Annotated in this window: 18 protein-coding genes, 2 tRNA genes and 1 pseudogene; 8 read left to right on the top strand and 13 right to left on the bottom strand. The window is 61.1% G+C overall.

Going from position 1 to position 17,484, the window contains the following annotated elements; translation table 11 throughout:
- The first annotated feature begins 176 nt into the window (after window positions 1–176).
- The 6 genes and pseudogenes from BKP54_RS20385 to BKP54_RS20360 all read left to right on the top strand — a co-directional run bounded on the left by BKP54_RS20385 (window position 177) and on the right by BKP54_RS20360 (window position 5,447).
- Window positions 177–2,275: pseudogene (locus BKP54_RS20385) on the top strand (bifunctional rhamnulose-1-phosphate aldolase/short-chain dehydrogenase).
- Between the two features lie 13 nt (window positions 2,276–2,288).
- Window positions 2,289–3,584, top strand: coding sequence for an L-rhamnose catabolism isomerase (rhaI, locus tag BKP54_RS20380; RefSeq protein WP_084814755.1), 1,296 nt, complete (start codon window positions 2,289–2,291; stop codon window positions 3,582–3,584).
- Window positions 3,585–3,871: 287 nt separating this feature from the next.
- Window positions 3,872–4,126 carry a GlsB/YeaQ/YmgE family stress response membrane protein gene (locus BKP54_RS20375; RefSeq protein WP_025425884.1) on the top strand — a complete coding sequence of 85 codons (255 nt, stop codon included), beginning with the start codon at window positions 3,872–3,874 and terminating at the stop codon, window positions 4,124–4,126.
- Window positions 4,127–4,203: 77 nt separating this feature from the next.
- Window positions 4,204–4,392, top strand: a complete 189-nt coding sequence (locus BKP54_RS20370; RefSeq protein WP_025425883.1) for a hypothetical protein — start codon at window positions 4,204–4,206, stop codon at window positions 4,390–4,392.
- Between the two features lie 104 nt (window positions 4,393–4,496).
- On the top strand, window positions 4,497–4,958 hold the full coding sequence (locus BKP54_RS20365) for a YbaK/EbsC family protein (RefSeq protein WP_025425882.1): 462 nt from the start codon (window positions 4,497–4,499) through the stop codon (window positions 4,956–4,958).
- A 102-nt stretch (window positions 4,959–5,060) separates the two neighbouring features.
- Entirely contained in the window at window positions 5,061–5,447 is a 387-nt protein-coding gene (locus tag BKP54_RS20360; protein WP_025425881.1) for a DUF930 domain-containing protein, read from the top strand.
- 911 nt (window positions 5,448–6,358) lie between these two features.
- Here the strand turns inward: BKP54_RS20360 and BKP54_RS20355 are convergent.
- The 10 genes from BKP54_RS20355 to BKP54_RS20310 all read right to left on the bottom strand — a co-directional run bounded on the left by BKP54_RS20355 (window position 6,359) and on the right by BKP54_RS20310 (window position 12,793).
- Window positions 6,359–6,434 (bottom strand) — tRNA-Phe (locus BKP54_RS20355).
- Window positions 6,435–6,615: 181 nt separating this feature from the next.
- The gene (gene yacG, locus BKP54_RS20350; protein WP_025425879.1) at window positions 6,616–6,825 is read right to left on the bottom strand and encodes a DNA gyrase inhibitor YacG; all 210 of its coding nucleotides are present in this window, start codon (window positions 6,823–6,825) and stop codon (window positions 6,616–6,618) included.
- 5 nt (window positions 6,826–6,830) lie between these two features.
- Entirely contained in the window at window positions 6,831–7,451 is a 621-nt protein-coding gene (locus tag BKP54_RS20345; RefSeq protein ID WP_025425878.1) for a Maf-like protein, read from the bottom strand.
- A 50-nt stretch (window positions 7,452–7,501) separates the two neighbouring features.
- Window positions 7,502–7,720, bottom strand: a complete 219-nt coding sequence (infA, locus tag BKP54_RS20340; protein ID WP_004435948.1) for a translation initiation factor IF-1 — start codon at window positions 7,718–7,720, stop codon at window positions 7,502–7,504.
- Between the two features lie 395 nt (window positions 7,721–8,115).
- Complete coding sequence (locus BKP54_RS20335; RefSeq protein ID WP_025425877.1) at window positions 8,116–8,583, bottom strand: low molecular weight phosphatase family protein; 468 nt, start codon at window positions 8,581–8,583, stop codon at window positions 8,116–8,118.
- A 14-nt stretch (window positions 8,584–8,597) separates the two neighbouring features.
- Entirely contained in the window at window positions 8,598–9,074 is a 477-nt protein-coding gene (locus BKP54_RS20330; protein ID WP_025425876.1) for a UPF0262 family protein, read from the bottom strand.
- Window positions 9,071–10,375 carry a histidinol dehydrogenase gene (gene hisD, locus BKP54_RS20325; protein WP_025425875.1) on the bottom strand — a complete coding sequence of 435 codons (1,305 nt, stop codon included), beginning with the start codon at window positions 10,373–10,375 and terminating at the stop codon, window positions 9,071–9,073. The genes BKP54_RS20330 and hisD overlap by 4 nt, the downstream gene beginning before the upstream one ends.
- Window positions 10,376–10,412: 37 nt before the next feature.
- A complete protein-coding gene (locus tag BKP54_RS20320; RefSeq protein WP_025425874.1) occupies window positions 10,413–10,853 on the bottom strand; it encodes a DUF2948 family protein in 441 nt (146 codons plus the stop codon).
- 106 nt (window positions 10,854–10,959) lie between these two features.
- Complete coding sequence (murA, locus tag BKP54_RS20315; protein WP_084814754.1) at window positions 10,960–12,252, bottom strand: UDP-N-acetylglucosamine 1-carboxyvinyltransferase; 1,293 nt, start codon at window positions 12,250–12,252, stop codon at window positions 10,960–10,962.
- A 160-nt stretch (window positions 12,253–12,412) separates the two neighbouring features.
- On the bottom strand, window positions 12,413–12,793 hold the full coding sequence (locus tag BKP54_RS20310; protein ID WP_207207512.1) for a hypothetical protein: 381 nt from the start codon (window positions 12,791–12,793) through the stop codon (window positions 12,413–12,415).
- Between the two features lie 17 nt (window positions 12,794–12,810).
- On the opposite strand from BKP54_RS20310, the gene BKP54_RS20305 reads away from it, so the two are divergent.
- Window positions 12,811–12,885, top strand: a tRNA-Thr gene (locus BKP54_RS20305).
- A 282-nt stretch (window positions 12,886–13,167) separates the two neighbouring features.
- Window positions 13,168–13,377, top strand: a complete 210-nt coding sequence (locus BKP54_RS20300) for a cold-shock protein (RefSeq protein ID WP_025425871.1) — start codon at window positions 13,168–13,170, stop codon at window positions 13,375–13,377.
- Window positions 13,378–14,066: 689 nt separating this feature from the next.
- Here BKP54_RS20300 and pncB read toward each other — a convergent pair.
- The 3 genes from pncB to BKP54_RS20285 form a co-directional block, all read right to left on the bottom strand.
- A complete protein-coding gene (pncB, locus tag BKP54_RS20295) occupies window positions 14,067–15,371 on the bottom strand; it encodes a nicotinate phosphoribosyltransferase (RefSeq protein WP_025425870.1) in 1,305 nt (434 codons plus the stop codon).
- Window positions 15,372–15,452: 81 nt separating this feature from the next.
- Entirely contained in the window at window positions 15,453–16,052 is a 600-nt protein-coding gene (pncA, locus tag BKP54_RS20290) for a bifunctional nicotinamidase/pyrazinamidase (protein WP_025425869.1), read from the bottom strand.
- Between the two features lie 182 nt (window positions 16,053–16,234).
- Window positions 16,235–17,416 (bottom strand): polysaccharide biosynthesis/export family protein, encoded by a 1,182-nt coding sequence (locus BKP54_RS20285; protein WP_025425868.1) that lies wholly within the window; start codon window positions 17,414–17,416, stop codon window positions 16,235–16,237.
- Between the last annotated feature and the right edge of the window lie 68 nt (window positions 17,417–17,484).

Genomic DNA, 17,484 nt, shown 5'->3' with positions numbered 1-17,484 from the left:
CATCACGACCAAACATTGTCAATCACAATCAATCATATTTTTTCATTGTGCAGTGCGACATGCGCGAATTTGATCGTTTTTGATTGACAATGACTCTCGGGCCATGTGATCTGATGCCAACCACATCTCCACGCGGCCGCCAAGCCGCGTGGCAACGGACCGGGAGGATTTTCGAGATGCTCGACAAGCAACAGGGCGCGCGGCTTGCCAATCTATGGGATGAGACGAAGGCGGCCGGCATGAGCGAGGCCGAACGTCTTCTCTATCGTTCGAACCTGCTCGGCTCCGACAAGCGCATCACCAACTACGGCGGCGGCAATACCTCGGCCAAGGTGATGGAGAAGGACCCGCTCGGCGGCGGCACGGTCGAAGTCCTCTGGGTCAAGGGCTCTGGCGGCGACGTCGGCACGATCAAGATGGACGGCTTCGCCACGCTTTGCATGGACAAGCTGAATGCCCTGAAAGGCATCTATCGCGGCGTCGCCTTCGAAGACGAGATGGTCGGCTATCTTCCGCATTGCACGTTCAACCTCAACCCGCGCGCCGCCTCGATCGACACGCCGCTGCACGCCTATGTTCCGAAAAAGCACGTCGATCACATGCATCCCGATGCGATCATCGCGATAGCGGCCTCCAAAAACAGCAGGGAATTGACGGCAAAAATCTTCGGCAACGACATCGGCTGGCTGCCCTGGAAGCGCCCGGGCTACGAACTCGGCCTCTGGCTGGAAAAGTTCTGCCTGGAGAATCCGTCCGCCCGCGGCGTCGTGCTTGAAAGCCATGGCCTCTTCACCTGGGGCGACACGGCCAGAGAAGCTTACGAGACCACCGTCGAAATCATCAACAAGGCGATCGCTGGTTCGAGACGGAAAACACCAGGCCGGCCTTCGGCGGCGTGGCCAAGCCGACGCTCGATGCGAGCGACCGGGTGGCGATTGCCAAACGGTTGATGCCGGTCATCCGCGGCCTGATCAGCGCCGACGAGCGCAAGGTCGGACATTTCGACGACAGCCAGGCGGTGCTCGACTTCGTGACCGCCAAGGATCTCAAGCCGCTGGCAGCGCTCGGCACCAGCTGCCCGGATCATTTCCTCAGAACCAAGATCTGCCCGCTTGTCGTCGATTTCGATCCTGCCGCTGCAGACATCGAAAAGACCCTTGCCGGGCTTGCCGACGCAATCGCTGCCTATCGCGCCGATTACGCCGCCTACTACGAGCGCTGCAAACATGCAGACAGCCCCGCCATGCGCGATCCGAACGCGGTCGTCTACTTGGTGCCCGGCGTCGGCATGATCACCTTTGCCAAGGACAAGGCGACGGCGCGCATCTCCGGCGAATTCTACGTCAACGCCATCAATGTCATGCGCGGCGCATCCGGCGTCTCGACCTATGTCGGCCTGCCGGAACAGGAAGCCTTCGACATCGAATACTGGCTGCTCGAGGAAGCCAAGCTTCAGCGCATGCCGAAGCCAAAAAGCCTTGCGGGACGCATCGCGCTGGTGACTGGCGGCGCCGGCGGCATCGGCAAGGCAACGGCACACCGGCTGATGCAGGAAGGTGCCTGCGTCGTCATCGCCGATATCGACGAAACGGCGCTTGCTAGCGCCGAAAGCGAGCTTGCGGCCCGCCACGGCAAGGATTTCGTGCGTTCGCTCAGCATGAACGTGACCAGCGAGGCGGCGGTAGAAGGTGGCTTCGGCGATACGCTTTTAGCCTTCGGCGGTCTCGACATCCTGGTGTCGAATGCCGGCCTTGCCTCCTCCGCCGCGGTCGAGGATACGACGCTGGCGCTCTGGAACAAGAACATGGACATCCTTGCGACGGGCTACTTCCTCGTCTCGCGCGAGGCCTTCCGGGTCTTCCGCAACCAGAAGGCCGGCGGCAACGTCGTCTTCGTTGCTTCCAAAAATGGTCTTGCCGCGTCGCCCGGCGCATCGGCCTACTGCACCGCAAAGGCAGCCGAGATCCACCTCGCCCGTTGCCTGGCGCTCGAGGGCGCGTCCGCCCAGATCCGCGTCAACGTCGTCAACCCGGACGCCGTGCTGCGCGGCTCGAAAATCTGGACCGGCGAGTGGAAAGAGCAGCGCGCCGCCGCCTACAAGATGGATGTCGACGACCTCGAGGCGCACTACCGCGAACGCTCGATGCTGAAGCTCAGCGTCTTCCCGGAGGATATCGCCGAGGCGATCTACTTCCTCGCCTCGGACATGTCGGCGAAATCGACCGGCAACATCGTCAATGTCGACGCGGGCAATGCCCAGTCGTTCACCCGCTGATCCGGAGATTTTGATGAGCACCACCATGATCGGCAAGACCATCCTTGACGCAGAGAACGAGCGCCGCGAGGCGGCACTTCGCCAGGACTATGAAAGCCTTGGCGAAAGGCTGGCGCGCCGCGGCATCGACGTCGACGCCATCAAGCGCAAGGTTGCGGCCTATGGCGTCGCAGTCCCCTCCTGGGGGGTCGGCACCGGCGGCACCCGCTTTGCCCGCTTCCCCGGCAAGGGCGAGCCGCGCAATATCTTCGACAAGCTGGAGGATTGCGCCGTCATCCAGCAGCTGACACGGGCAACGCCCAACGTCTCGCTGCACATCCCGTGGGACAAGGTCAGCGATCTCCAGGAACTGAAGCAGAAAGGTGCCGCCCTCGGCCTCGGCTTCGACGCGATGAACTCGAACACCTTCTCGGATGCGCCCGGACAGGCACATTCCTACAAGTTCGGATCGTTGTCGCACAGCGACGCGGCCACGCGCGCCCAAGCGGTCGAGCACAATCTCGAATGCATCGACATCGGCCGACAGCTCGGCTCGAAGGCACTGACGGTCTGGGTCGGAGACGGCTCCAACTTTCCCGGCCAGAGCAACTTCACCAGATCGTTCGAGCGTTATCTCGATGCGATGAAAGCGGTCTATGCCGCACTGCCCGAGGACTGGCGCGTCTTCACCGAACACAAGATGTTCGAGCCGGCCTTCTATTCGACCGTGGTGCAGGACTGGGGCACCAACTACCTGATCGCCCAGGAACTTGGACCCAAGGCCTTCTGCCTGGTCGACCTTGGCCACCACGCGCCGAACGTCAACATCGAGATGATCGTCGCCCGGCTGATCCAGTTCAGGAAACTCGGTGGTTTCCACTTCAACGATTCGAAATATGGCGACGACGACCTCGATACCGGCTCGATCGACCCCTATCGCCTGTTCCTCGTCTTCAATGAACTCGTCGATGCCGAGACGCGGGGTGCCAAAGGCTTCGATCCGGCCCATATGCTCGACCAGAGCCACAATGTCACCGATCCGATCGAAAGCCTGATGACGAGCGCGACGGAGGTCTGCCGCGCCTATGCACAGGCCCTCATCGTCGACCGCACAGCGCTCGACAGCTTCCAGCAGGACAATGATGCACTGATGGCGGCGGAAACGCTGAAGACCGCGTTTCGCACCGACGTCGAGCCGATCCTGGCGATGGCGCGCTTCGAAAGCGGCGGGGCGATTGCGCCGGTTGCGACCTATCGGGCGAGCGGCTATCGCGCCAAGGTGGCCGGCGAGCGGCCGGCCGTTGCCGGCGGTGGCGGCGGCATCGTCTGAGATCCACTCCCCCATCCCACAATCTAAATGCCGGGCAGCGATTGCTGCCCGGCATTTTCACGCACGATTGATATCGTCTCGCGGATCGGCTCCGATCTCGTAGGCGGATCATAAAGCGAGCGTGACCGCGGCCTTTTGTGCGCCCTGTTTGACGGACGGCGCCGGATTGTCCCGCACAAATGCTTCGCATTCCTGCAAAAAATCATCGCGCGATGAAATTGCCCCCTATCTGATTTGAAATCCTGGTCTATCTTTCCCTTCTAGGTCCAACGGAAAGGGAACCATTCATGGGTATCGAAAGCATTCTCGTATTCCTGATTGTCGGAGCGATCGCCGGCTGGCTTGCCGGCTTGATCGTCAAGGGGTTCGGCTTCGGCCTGATCGGCAACATGGTCGTGGGCATCATCGGCGCCTTCATCGCCGGCTTCCTCTTTCCCGCCATCGGTATCAGCCTTGGATCGGGCGTGCTTTCGGCGATCCTGCACGCGACGATCGGCGCAGTGATCCTGCTGGTGCTGATCCGCATCGTCAAACAGGCGTGACGAACCACCGCCACGCGACCATACCGCATGGCTCGCCGACCCGGCGGGCCGTGCCAGTCCAACGGAAGGAAATCACCATGAGCGAGCCGAACTCCGACAATATCGAAACGGCGCTGAAGGCGTTCATGGCCGACCATCCCGGCAAGCTCACACGCGAGCAGGCGATCGCGGCGATCCTCGAAAACTGGTTCACGACCCATGGCTACCTGCCGCCGCAGCAGGAAGGCAGACGCCCGGAAGACCTTGACGCCTCCAACGACGATTGAGGCATTCCTGCCGGCGGCAGCACCCTTGGCGCTCGACGCCTCTCCAAGCGTTCGTCCGCTCGACTTTTTTTCATGAAGCCATTTCCAGAGCCTGAAGACCCACCATGAGCCTTACATCCGTCAAACAGTTCTTCTCGCAGCACGCCCCCGACATCGACGTCATCGAACTCGAGCAGAGCACGGCAACAGTGGCACTTGCCGCCGAGGGCCATGGCGTCGAACCGGCACAGATCGCCAAGACATTGGCGCTCCGCGTCGGCGACGACGTGATCCTCATCGTCACGCGCGGTGACGCGCGGCTCGACAACAAGAAATACAAAGCCCGCTTCGGCACCAAGGCCCGCATGCTCGGCTTCGACGAGGTCGAGGCGGAGACCGGTCATCCAGTCGGCGGCGTCTGCCCGTTCGGCCTTGCCAAGCCCCACAGCATCTATTGCGACCTGTCGCTGAAAGCCTACGACATCGTCGTTCCTGCCGCTGGCGCCACCAATGCCGCCGTTCACATCAATCCGCAGCGTATCGTCGAATTGACCGGCGCCGAATGGATCGACGTTTCGGAAACGTAATCCGTGCCTTGGAATGGCCACAAAGCTTAACTGAAACCGCAGGCGCACTCCGGCAGTGATTTGCCGGGCGCGGCCCTTTCCAGAATCAGGAGTCCGTCGAGCATGAAGATAGTCGCGTACCCGCTCATCTTCGCCGCCACATTTTCCCCGGCGCTGGCGATGGATCAGTCCCTGGTGCGCCAGTTCGAAAAGCTTGACCCGCAGACCCGCCTGGAACAGCGCTGCGACACCGAGGCGATGGAGCGCATCAACGCCGACAAGACGACCTTCAAGCCCGACAAGGTGATCGCCTACACCTTCGCCGAACCGGTCATGAAGGAAGACAAGATGAAGGCGCCGGGCGCGGTTTTCCGCAGCAAGGGGGAATGGTACAAGCTAAAATTCAAGTGCCGCACCGACGCGGAGCACCTGGGCATCCTGTCCTTCGAATATAAGATCGGCGATCTCGTGCCGCGCGAGAACTGGGACGAGTTCTACCTCTATCCCTGACAGACCGGACCGCGGGTGCGCGCAAACGCCCGAGCTTTTCGCCGTCACCAGAAATGTCGCGCAAAAATGTGCAGCGCTTTCGCGATGACATGCGAAAGAACAAGAGCTTGAAGCGCGACAAGCGGATCCTGGAAATCGCGACGCGCTTTAGAGAACGGCCATCAGAAACAGCAGCGAGCCAAGCGACAGCGCTGCCATGATGCTCATCAGCATCTTCATCATGTGATCTGCCATTTCGTACACCCTTGCCTCTACTCCCTCAGGAATGAACGAATTCGTCTGCTTTTGGGGCGCGGCATGCCCGGTATATTCCAAGCTCGAAACGCCTGACTGACACGATCCCACCAGATCGGTGCACAATCTGCCAACAGTGTTTCAGGTTGCGCCGACATGGTTAACAATTGGTTAATCTCATTGTCTGCGGTGTTGGGTGGATAGGTGGCGCGGCGCCCTTCGGGCCCATGCGGAATACCAGCCGCATGGCGGGATGGCGGCGACAGAGCCAGGTGAAAAAATCGCCGCTTGGCTGAATAAGGTGGCGGCAGGGTATCGGAAGCAGCTTGCATCAGAGCGCAGTCACAGACCGCGCCCTAGCCCTTGTAAGGGCGTCAGCGCTAAGATTACGGCTTCTTCGGCTCCGGCTTTGCATCGGCAAGGGGAAGCAGCCACCCCTGCCCCGATATGCTCCTGCCAGTGTGACCGTGCCCTAGAGACCCGCCACATTCGGTTGGAGGAGGCGGCGAGGTTCGACGTGGCTACCATCTGCGACACGCACCATTGCTGACTTCAAAAAGGAAGTGAGCAGAAGGAAGAACGGAAACTTCCAGAACGCTGAAAAGACCTGCCTAGACGCGGCAAGCGACCGACTAAATCAAGAGGCTAAAAATCAAAGGAAACCATGCAATTATGAATGGTGCCCGGAGGCGGATTTGAACCACCGACACGCGGATTTTCAATCCGCTGCTCTACCAACTGAGCTATCCGGGCATCCTGCCGTTGCGGGCAGCGGCTCCTCTCGGAGCCCTCGGGGCGTTGTCTGTGCCCCGGAAGCGAGCGGGGTTATAACATCTTGTTCGGCGGTGTCCAGCACCAAATGAAAGTTTTTTGGCAGGAATTTCAAAGTTAGTGGAAAAAGCCAAAAAACCGTGGATATTCAGGCAGATCGCGGTCAGCGATCGTCGTCGTCCGCTTTCGCCTCGTCGTCTGCGACGGGAATGGCGTAGGAGCCCGAGAGCCAGCGGTTGAGGTCGACATTGCGGCAGCGGTCCGAGCAGAAGGGATAGTGCTCGCGGTGCGATGGGCGGCCGCATTCGGGGCAAGGACGCGGGGCGCGCAGAGGTGCTACGTTCGAGCCGCTTTTCTTGTCTTCGTCAGTCACTGCCTTCAGCCTTCCAGCCAGCGATTGTGAACGTCGTAGCCTTCACCGACCAGCAGGCCGACCGTCTCGTAGAGCGGCAGGCCGACGACGTTGCTGTAGGAGCCGACGAGCTTGACCACAAAGCTGCCGGCAATGCCCTGGATGCCATAGGCGCCTGCCTTGCCGCGCCATTGGCCGGAGGCAAGATAGCTCTCGATGTCAAAACCGGAAAGGCGCTTGAAGCGGACCTTGGTGTCGACCACCTTCTGGCGCAACGTCTTGTCGGGTGTGATCAGGCAAACACCGGTATAGACGCGGTGGCTGCGGCCCGACAAAAGATGCAGGGCGCTCGAGGCTTCGCTGACGAGTTCCGGCTTCGGCAGGATGCGCCGACCGACGCAGACGACGGTGTCGGCCGCCAGAATATAGCTGCCATCCCAACCGGCTTCACCCTTGATCGCAGCCAGCGCCGCCTTGGCCTTTTCAGCCGAGAGACGACGCGCCAGCGAGCGCGGATGCTCGGAGCGCTTCGGCGTTTCGTCGAGATCCATCGGCATCAGGCGCGCAGGCTCGATACCTGCCTGGGCCAAAAGCTCGACGCGACGCGGCGAACCGGACGCCAGTATCAGTTTTTGAGCCGTTGTCATCGGAACGCGCCGTCACCCCAGAAATATGATGAAGCCACCTGTCGGGCGGTTTACTTGAAGCGGTAGGTGATGCGACCCTTGGTCAGGTCATAGGGCGTCATTTCGACGAGCACCTTGTCGCCGGCCAGAACGCGGATACGGTTCTTGCGCATGCGGCCTGCGGTGTGGGCAATAATTTCATGTTCATTTTCGAGCTTCACGCGGAAGGTCGCATTGGGAAGCAATTCCGTGACCACGCCCGGGAATTCGAGGACTTCTTCTTTCGCCATGTAGGACTGTTCTTTCTGTGTTTGTTCGGGGATACGACACGCATCCCGAAAAATTCGCCGGAAACTACACAATCGACGAGGATTTGTGAACCGCTTTGCGCCGGCTTTTCAGCTTTTGTACTGCCTTATACCAACCTGCGCTGATATTGATCGATTGCGCCGGAGCGATTTTGGTTTCCGGCAAGGAGAAAACCGCAACCGGACCCGAGCAGTCCGGTGAGGATTGTCGACGCTGTCGGAGACCAAAAGCGCCCGGCCCTTCGGGTGGGCCGTCTGTCGGCCGCCGGCAGCGTCGCAATCCTCGACCGATGCCCAGGCATCGCTCTCAGATATGCTCCTTGCCGGAGGACCGCATACGGTCGCACGCAATAGGTCAATATCAGCGCAGGTTGGTATTAAGCTTTTTCGCCCGCGGGCGCTACTACCAGACGGCGATTAATCAGAGTGGCAAGGTGATCGCGAACGGCGCGATAGGCATCGACAATCTGTTCGCGCGTGCCGGTGGCAACCGTCGGGTCAGGTGTCGGCCAATAGACCACGTCGACGGCCATGGAGCGAGTCAATTCCAGCGCCATGTGATGGGCCTCGGGCGCCAGCGTGACGATGAGGTCGAAATAGTCGTCCTCGAGCTCGTCCAGGGTGCGCGGCTGATGCCGCCCGATCGACAGGCCGATCTCGTCGAGCACGACATCGACGAAGGGATCGCGCTCACCGTGGCGCACGCCGGCGGAGGTGACATAGGTTCCCGCCGGCAGGGCGGCCTTGGCGAGTGCCTCGGCCATCGGCGAGCGGATTGCGTTCATGCCGCACATGAAGAGAACGGAACGGGGCCTTGTCGGTTGAGGCGTCGCGGTTGCCGTCATCCCGGTCTCCGCCGTCATCCGCGCCAGTAGAGCACGCAGACGAGCGTGAACAGGCGGCGGGCGGTGTCGAAATCTAGCCGGATCTTGCCCGACAGGCGGTCCATCAGCGTCTGCGAGCCCTCGTTGTGGATGCCGCGGCGACCCATGTCGATCGCTTCGATCTGACTCGGCGTCGCCGAGCGGATCGCTTCGTAATAGCTCTCGCAGATCATGAAGTAGTCCTTCACGATCCGGCGAAACGGCGTCAGCGAGAGAATATGGGTGGCGACGTCAGATCCTTTCTCGGTGGAGATCGCAAAGACCAGCTTGGCGTCCATGAGAGAAAGGTTGAGCTTGTAGGGGCCGCCCGGGTGGCCGACCGGTTCGAACAGGTTTTCTTCGAGAAGGTCGAAGATCGCAACCGCGCGCTCATGCTCCACGTCGGGCGTCGAACGGCCGATCGTCTCGTCCAATACGACGTCGCAGAGGCGCTGGTTGCGGTCTGCCTTCATCCCGCATCCCCGAGATTGAGGCGAATGGCGACGGAGCGCGCATGAGCCTCAAGGCCTTCCGACCGCGCCAGCGCGATTGCTGCAGGGCCGAGGATGCGAAGCTGCTCCGCGTCGAGGCGCAGGATCGACGTGCGCTTCATGTAGTCGAGAACGCCGAGACCGGAGGAGAACCGCGCCGAGCGCGCCGTCGGCAGTACGTGGTTCGAGCCACCGACATAGTCACCGATGACTTCGGGCGTGTGGCGTCCGACAAAGATGGCGCCGGCATTGCGGATCTTGGCGACCATCGGCTCGGGATCGGCAAGCGCCAGCTCCAGATGCTCGGCGGCAATGCGGTTTGCAAGCGGTATGGCCTTTTCGAGGTCCGGCACCAGGATGATCGCGCCGAAATCGCGCCAGCTCGCCGATGCGGTCTCTGCGCGCGGCAGGGTTTTCAGCTGACGTTCGACCGCCGCTTCGACCGCCTCGCCGAAGGCCGCGTCATCCGTGATCAGGATCGACTGGGCGCCGACATCGTGCTCGGCCTGCGCCAGGAGGTCGGCGGCGATCCAGTCCGGATTGTTTTCGCGGTCGGCGATGACGAGCACCTCGGACGGGCCAGCAATCATGTCGATGCCGACGGTGCCGAAAACCTGGCGCTTGGCGGCGGCGACATAGGCATTGCCCGGGCCGACGACCTTTGCCACCGGCGCGACGGTCGCGGTGCCATAAGCAAGGGCGGCGATCGCCTGCGCGCCGCCAATACGGTAGATTTCCTCGACACCGGCCAGACGCGCAGCTGCCAGCACCGCCGGGTTGATCTTGCCGCCGTTTGCCGGCACGACCATGACGATGCGCTCGACGCCGGCGACCTTGGCCGGCAGCGCGTTCATCAGCACCGAGCTTGGGTAGCTCGCCGTGCCGCCAGGCACGTAAAGCCCGACGGCGTCGACCGCCGTCCAGCGCGAGCCGAGGCCGACGCCCATCGTATCCTCGTAGATATCGTCCTTCGGCCGCTGGCGGGCGTGGTGCGCCTCGATGCGGACGGCGGCAACCTTGAGCGCGCCCAGCACTTCCGGCTCAACGGCCTGGATCGCCGCATCGATTTCCTCGGCGCTGACGGCCATCGGTGTCGTTGCAAAGTCGATGCCGTCGAAGCGGGCGGAATATTCCGCCACCGCCTCGTCGCCGCGCAGGCGAACATCGTCGATGATCGCCTTGACCGCGGCGTTGACGTCCTCGGAAACTTCGCGCTTGGTGGTCAGGAATGCCGCGAACTGCTGTTCGAAGTTACCGTCGAGATAGTTCAGCCTGATTGCCAACGCAAAATGTCCTTGTGGTATGCCTGTGTCGCGGGTTTCAAACGCCTTCGGGATGCCGGGGCTTGAAAGCGGTTTCCCATGCTCCGCCGGTATCCGCAAGCTGCACCTCGATGCATTCCACATCAAGGGCGATCGAAGCTTCGCCGGCAAGCACCAGTTCGACGGCGCCTTCCGGCCCCTCGCCGGCGACCGTGAACGTCACCGCCAGCAGATCGAGCACGGCCTCGCCGTTGCGGCGGTCGAAGCCAAGCGAGCGCACGGCGCTCACCCGCTTGAACAGGAGCACGGCGCGCCGGCGCTCGAACGAACGCCGCTTGCCGTCGGCCATCTCCCAGACGAACCGGTTGACGATGAGCGAAAACTGCTTGCGGCGTGCGTCGTATTCCAGTCCGGAAACCTTGAACACGGCATCCTGGACGTGGGCGGAGACGACGGCCAGGTCCTCTTCATCGAGCGCCAGCAGCTTCAGACCATCCATGCGATCCATTCCTTTCGCTTTCGTCGCACATTTTGCGTGCCACAATTGAAATGGACATAGGACGTCGCGCCTGAAACCGCAACGGCATCAGGCGCGACGGCTAAAATCAGTCGCTGACACGCTCGACGTGAGCGCCGCAACGGGTGAGCTTTTCTTCCAGCCGCTCGAAACCGCGGTCGAGATGGTAGACGCGCGACACCATGGTTTCGCCTTCCGCCGCAAGACCGGCGATGACCAGCGACACCGAGGCGCGCAGGTCGGTCGCCATCACGGGGGCGCCCTTCAGCCGGCTGACGCCCTCGATCTTGGCCGTCTGGCCCGACAGCGAGATCTTGGCGCCGAGGCGCGCCAGTTCCTGCACGTGCATGAAACGGTTTTCGAAGATCGTCTCGGTGATGTGCGAAACGCCGTTCGACTTGGTCATCAGACCCATGAACTGCGCCTGCAGGTCGGTCGGGAATCCGGGGAACGGATCGGTGACGATATCGACCGGCTTGATGCCGGCGCCATTGCGCACGACGCGGATGCCGCTGTTGGTCGGCGTGATTTCAGCGCCGGCCCGGCGGATCGCCTCGAGTGCGGTGTCAAGCAGCGCCATATCCGTGTCTTCGAGGATGACGTCGCCGCCGGTCATGGCAACGGCCATGGCGTAGGTGCCGGTCTCGATACGGTCGGGCAGCACGCGGTGACGCGCGCCGGACAGCGAGCACACGCCCTCGATGGTGATCGTCGCCGTGCCCTGGCCGGTGATCTTGGCGCCCATGGCGTTCAGGCAATTGGCTAGGTCGACGACTTCGGGCTCGCGCGCGGCGTTGCCGAGCACGGTGGTGCCGTTGGCGAGCGTCGCCGCCATCATCAGCACGTGGGTGGCACCGACGGAAACCTTCGGGAAGGTGTAGCGGGCACCGATCAGGCCACCTGCCGGCGCCGTCGCGTTAACGTAGCCGCTGTCGATCTCGATGTTGGCGCTCAGCGCCTGAAGACCCTCGATGAACAGATCGACCGGGCGCGTGCCGATGGCGCAACCGCCCGGCAGCGACACGCGGGCCTTGCCTTCGCGTGCGAGCAGCGGGCCAATGACCCAGAAGCTTGCGCGCATCTTCGACACCAGCTCATAAGGCGCGGTGGTGTCGACGATGTTGCGGCAGGTGAAATGGATCGTGCGGGCGTAGCTTTCGCCCTGGCGCTCGCGCCGGCCGTTGACCGAGATATCGACGCCATGGTTGCCGAGGATGCGGATCAGCTGCTCGACGTCGGCCAGATGCGGAACGTTTTCCAGCGTCAGCGTGTCATCGGTCAAAAGCGATGCGATCATCAGCGGCAGGGCCGCATTCTTCGCGCCGGAGATCGGGATGACCCCGTGAAGTTCATTCCCGCCTACAATCCTGATGCGATCCATGAGGCCTCTCGAACGGGCTTGGCCCGCCTTTCCAAAAAAATGAAGTGTGTCTGAAGGCGCCTCTTTAGTGGAGACGCCGCGAAATTAGAAGTGCCTTGAACGCAAGGCAGACGCCTGCATGCGTGGGGGAATGCCGAACGGCAGCCCCTCCCTCGTCGTACTAATCTTCGGATTCGTCCGTTTTTGCGGCAGGCAGACCAATCGCTTCGTCGGGGGCGCCGGAACGGCGCGCGCGCATCTGCTGTTTACGGCGCTGGAGATTGTCGCGCAGGGTCTTGGCAAGGCGCGCCTTTCTCAGATCCGACTCGGTCGTATCTTTCTTCTTGCGCGTCGGCGCAGTCGCCTGCTGCTCCTGCGGCGAAACCTCGCCCTTGGCGCTTTTCTTGTCGTCTGTTTGCATGGGCGATGCTTTAGCGCAAAAGCAGGGGCTTCGGAAGCCGAAACCGATTTTCTCACGGAACAACAGCGAAAACTTCGAAATGCGGCTTGCGCTCCCCGTCCAGCTATGGCAATAGGCGCCTCGCTTGATGCGGCTTGTCAACGAACCGGCCGCGAGATGCTGCTATAGCTCAGGGGTAGAGCACTCCCTTGGTAAGGGAGAGGCCGAGAGTTCAAATCTCTCTAGCAGCACCAGTTTTCCTTCTATTTTGCCTCAAAACCATGGCGCTATTCGCCACCGTTGCACCGCGATGAACACGCACATGTGCATAGCCGCTCAACCCGTCCAGACATGGGCGAACAAAGCCTTGCAATCGTCACATTCAGCTCCTATTTGGCGGAAATCGATATTGCTGACGAACTTTGTGTCGGCGCCCTAAGCGCGTGAGAGACGGACTTCCCTCTTCAAAATCGGTTATCCTGATCCGGAGGTTTTTTCCGGAAATGTCTATTACGAGCGATTGAAAGGGAATCGTCATGGCTACAGGCACAGTAAAGTGGTTCAACAGCACCAAGGGTTTCGGCTTCATCCAGCCTGACGACGGCAGCCCGGACGTGTTCGTTCACATTTCGGCCGTTCAGCGCGCAGGCCTTTCCGGCCTCAACGAAGGTCAGCAGATCAGCTACGAGCTGACGCGCGACCGCAAGACCGGCAAGTCTTCTGCAGACAACCTGCAGGCCAAGTAATTAGGCCAAGTCATTTTCGCGCGTCGTCGCCGGACGCAGATTTGCGGGCAGCGGCAGTGCAGCGAATGGGAAGGTCGGGTTCGCCCGGCCTTTTTTATTGCCCTGTTGTCACCGGCGACTGGATAATTCCACCTCAAACCGGCGACGCATCGAGGTGGAATTATGAAGCGATTTCTCGATGTTACGGCGTCGTCAGACGACCCTGTTTGATATTCCGCGCGGCAACGCTTCAATCCCAAAATGCGGGCGCGATCTCCAAGATCAGCTCGTCGCAATTTAAAGTCCAGTTGCCTCTCAGCGGTTATCGCCAACCGCTGGGCACTCTTGCGTGACCTGCTTGAGACAGGGAACGTTTCCCGCCAGCCTGCGTTACCAATTCAACGGCAACGACGTGGAGGTCTTGAAATGAAAGGCATCGTTCTCTGGCTCATGGGCGTACCCCTGATCGTCATCGTTCTGCTTTACATGTTCGTGTTCTGATGGGTCGCTCAGGAAACCTGAGGAGATCGCTCGATCGAAACGCTCAAGCGGAAGATTTAATTTGTAGTTGCAGACATCGAAAGATGCGCCTTAACGCAACCTTAAGATTCTGTCCCTAGATTTGACATCGCGATGATGGACAATCGCAACGCTTAAATCCCCTTTTGAAACCGGCTCGCGCCGGTTTCTTTTTGTCCAAACGACCGCCGTCAGACCTTGACGGCCTGCTCGACGAAATCCTCGCTCCCGAAGAACTTCAGATAGCGCTGCACCTCGGCCGCGTCGCCGGTCGCCTTGCGGGGGTTGTCCGACAGCTTGACCGCCGGCCGGCCATCAGCGTCGCTGACCTTGCAGACGATCGATATCGGATTGAGGCCCTTGATCTCCGTCGGCGCGCAATCGGCAAAGTCATTGGTGAGGTTCGTTCCCCAACCAAAGCTCATGCGCACGCGTCCCTCGAAATGCCTGTAGGTTTCGATGATCGTTTCGACATCGAGACCATCGGAGAAGATGAGCAGTTTTTCACGCGGGTCGCGCCCCATCTTCTTCCACCAGGCGAGAATTTTCTCGCCGCCTTCGATCGGCGGGGCGCTGTCCGGACGAAAGCCGGTCCAGTCCGCCACCCATGCCGGCGCATCGCGCAGGAACGCGGCCGTGCCGAAGGCATCGGGAAGCACGATCAAGAGATTGCCGCCGTAGAGCTGATTCCAGTCCTGCAGCACCTTATAGGGTGCGGCGGCGAGTTCGGCATCGGTGCGGGCAAGTGCAGCTGCCACCATCGGCAATTCATGCGCGTTGGTGCCGAGCGCCTCCAGGTCCGTATCCATCGCCAGAAGCACGTTGCTGGAGCCGGAGAAGGATGCACCGATGCCTTCCTTCAATGCCTCGACGCACCAGCGCTGCCACAGGAAGCTGTGGCGCCTTCGCGTGCCGAAATCCGAAATCCGCAGGTTGGGATACTGCCTGAGGCGCTCGACCTTCGACCACATCTTCGCCTTGGCACGGGCATAGAGCACATCGAGCGTGAAGGGGCCGAGCCCTTTCATGGCCGAGCGCGAGCGCAGCTCGTTGATGATCGCCAGCGCCGGGATCTCCCACATGGTGGTCTCGGCCCAGCGCCCACGGAAGGTCAGCTCGAACTGGCCGTCGCGTCGCGACAGCTCGTAATCCGGCAGGCGGAATTTTGCGAGCCAGGCGAGGAACTCCGGCGAGAAAATCTGCTTGCGACCGTAGAACGAGTTACCGGCAAGCCAGATCATCTCCTTCTTGGAGAACCGCAACTCGCGCGCATGATCGAGTTGCTCGCGCAGTTCATTTTCGTCGATCTCGTCGGCCAGGCGCACGGTCTTGGTCCGGTTGATCAGCGAGAAGGTCGCGTCTACATCCGGATAGAGCTGCCAGATCATCTGCAGCATCAAAAGCTTGTAGAAATCCGTGTCGAGCAGGCTGCGCACGATCGGGTCGAGCTTCCAGGCATGATTGTAGACGCGCCTGGCGATATCGGTCTTGGTCATCTTAGGAATTGCTCCTCTTACAGCGCAGCGCGTCTTATGAGACGCGCAAAGGTCGCTGTAGCACTTTGAATTGCTGCATGGCTAAAGCATACGCACGCCGGCTTGCCGCATGCGCGTGATCATGGCGGAGAGCGAACCGTTGAGATCGATACCCCTGGAGGCATCAAGCACGACGGAGGTTGAAAACCCCTGGGCCACGGCGTCGAGCGCGGAAAAGGCGACGCAGAAATCGGTCGCCAGGCCGCACAAGGTAACGCTGCCGATACCGCGATCCCTGAGGTAGCCAGTCAGCCCGGTCGGCGTCCGGCGATCATTCTCGAAGAAGGCGGAATAGCTGTCGATGCCGGTGCGAAAGCCCTTGCGGATCACCAGTTCGGCGCGTGTCCATTTCAGCGATGGGTGAAAGTCGGCGCCGGTACTGCCCTGAACACAATGGTCCGGCCAAAGCGTTTGCTCGCCATAGGACATCGTTACCGTCTCGAACGGCGCTTTTCCCGAATGGACGGATGCGAAGCTCGAATGGCCGACCGGATGCCAATCCTGCGTCAGCACCACATGCTCGAACCTCCCGATCAGATCGTTGACCGCAGGCACGATCTCATCGCCGCCGGAAACGGCAAGCGCTCCGCCCGGGCAAAAATCGTTTTGCACGTCGACGACGATCAACGCCTCACCAGCCATCGCTTTCCCCTTGAGCGGACCAATCCCTATCGATCACCAAAATCGATTTAAGTCCAAGATCAATCACAGAATTTGAGCGACGGCAACCCGCTTCGACACCCCACGGCACGATCCTTGACGCACATAGAAAAAGGGCGCTGACCACGGTCGGCGCCCTCTCAAGAACTGCAGCCTGAATTGGATCAGTTGCCGTTGAGGTTGTCGGCGATGGAGAAGCCGGAATTGGCAATGCCGACCGGCTGCGCCACGAAGTTCAGGAACTTCGAGAAGTCCACCGACGGATGACGCGAGGCATAGATCACGTCGCGATTCTTGATCGGGAAGGTCTGGCCGACGATCAGGCTGTCCGGCTTGCTCATGTCGAAGCGGTAGACGATCGGATAGCGCCCCTGGCTGTCCGTCTGCATGCCCTTGCGCAACATCTCGTTGAAGCGCTGCTGGCCGAGAAGGCTCATGACGACATCCGGCTCTTCGTAGCGGAAGATGAAGTAGCCCTTCATGTCGAGCGCATAGTCGGAACCGCCGCCGGCAAGTCCCATGGCTTCCAGCAGGTTGAGGTCGTTGGCGCCGAACTCGACGCGCTGGTTGGCCTTGACGGCGCCAAGGATAGTGAAGCGGCGCGGATCGCGCGCAACGAAGATCTGGTCTCCCGGCTTCACATGGATGTTTTCAGACGGGTTCTCGATGATCGACTTCAGGAGAACCGTGCCGGTCTTCTTGCCGCGCACCAGCGTGACATAGGTCTCGTAGGGCTGCGCCACGGGGCCGCCCGCCTTGGCGATGACCTCGTTGATCGTCTCGTCGACGAGGCTGAGCGGGACGACTGCGGACTTGCCGACAGCGCCCGAAACGGTGACGTTGCGCGAGGCGGTGCTCATGCTCGTGACGATGACATCAGGCTCGACCGCCTTCTGCTTCAGCGCTTCCAGGATTTCCTGGCGCGCCTGTTCCAGCGTCAGGCCGGCAAATCGGACCGAGCCGACATAGGGGATGGCTGCCTTGCCGTCCGGCTGGACGACGAGGTCGATGCTTGTCTGTTTGGAGTCCTGCGTCGAGAACAGACCGTCGCTGCCGGCCTCGAAGATCGATACTTTCAGAGCGTCGCCAACACCGATGACGACCCGGCCCACACCGCCGCCGATACCGAACCGGCGGTTGAGCGTCGAAGACACGTAGTCGGAAACAAGGCGTGCGGACTGACCGGTCACATCGACGATATCAAATACGGTGGCGTTCTTTCGACCGATTTCGGCGCCGGATTGGCCGGCATCCGCAACAATGGCCCCGGCCAGCGGCCCCTCGCCCGGAACAGCCTGACATCCCGCAAGCGCGGTAGAAAGCAGAAGGGCAGCTACACGTTTCAACTAAGACACTCCGAATTCGGCACAGCCATGATTCTGTTCATAGTTCTGCACCGCATGATCTCCCGGTC

The organism is Ensifer sp. 1H6 (genome assembly GCF_001976035.1).
Classification (GTDB): domain Bacteria; phylum Pseudomonadota; class Alphaproteobacteria; order Rhizobiales; family Rhizobiaceae; genus Ensifer; species Ensifer canadensis.
The sequence above is the reverse complement of the archived record's forward strand: the minus strand, read 5'-3'. Positions and strand labels throughout refer to the sequence as shown.

Bases quoted from the DNA above. Each gene is read 5' to 3' on its own strand.
- rhaI (WP_084814755.1), top strand. From the start codon at position 2,289: ATGAGCACCACCATGATCGGCAAGACCATCCTTGACGCAGAGAACGAG.
- BKP54_RS20375 (WP_025425884.1), top strand. From the start codon at position 3,872: ATGGGTATCGAAAGCATTCTCGTATTCCTGATTGTCGGAGCGATCGCC.
- BKP54_RS20370 (WP_025425883.1), top strand. From the start codon at position 4,204: ATGAGCGAGCCGAACTCCGACAATATCGAAACGGCGCTGAAGGCGTTC.
- BKP54_RS20365 (WP_025425882.1), top strand. From the start codon at position 4,497: ATGAGCCTTACATCCGTCAAACAGTTCTTCTCGCAGCACGCCCCCGAC.
- BKP54_RS20360 (WP_025425881.1), top strand. From the start codon at position 5,061: ATGAAGATAGTCGCGTACCCGCTCATCTTCGCCGCCACATTTTCCCCG.
- BKP54_RS20345 (WP_025425878.1), bottom strand. From the start codon at position 7,451: ATGACAACGGCTCAAAAACTGATACTGGCGTCCGGTTCGCCGCGTCGC.
- infA (WP_004435948.1), bottom strand. From the start codon at position 7,720: ATGGCGAAAGAAGAAGTCCTCGAATTCCCGGGCGTGGTCACGGAATTG.
- BKP54_RS20335 (WP_025425877.1), bottom strand. From the start codon at position 8,583: ATGACGGCAACCGCGACGCCTCAACCGACAAGGCCCCGTTCCGTTCTC.
- BKP54_RS20330 (WP_025425876.1), bottom strand. From the start codon at position 9,074: ATGAAGGCAGACCGCAACCAGCGCCTCTGCGACGTCGTATTGGACGAG.
- BKP54_RS20320 (WP_025425874.1), bottom strand. From the start codon at position 10,853: ATGGATGGTCTGAAGCTGCTGGCGCTCGATGAAGAGGACCTGGCCGTC.
- murA (WP_084814754.1), bottom strand. From the start codon at position 12,252: ATGGATCGCATCAGGATTGTAGGCGGGAATGAACTTCACGGGGTCATC.
- BKP54_RS20300 (WP_025425871.1), top strand. From the start codon at position 13,168: ATGGCTACAGGCACAGTAAAGTGGTTCAACAGCACCAAGGGTTTCGGC.
- pncB (WP_025425870.1), bottom strand. From the start codon at position 15,371: ATGACCAAGACCGATATCGCCAGGCGCGTCTACAATCATGCCTGGAAG.
- pncA (WP_025425869.1), bottom strand. From the start codon at position 16,052: ATGGCTGGTGAGGCGTTGATCGTCGTCGACGTGCAAAACGATTTTTGC.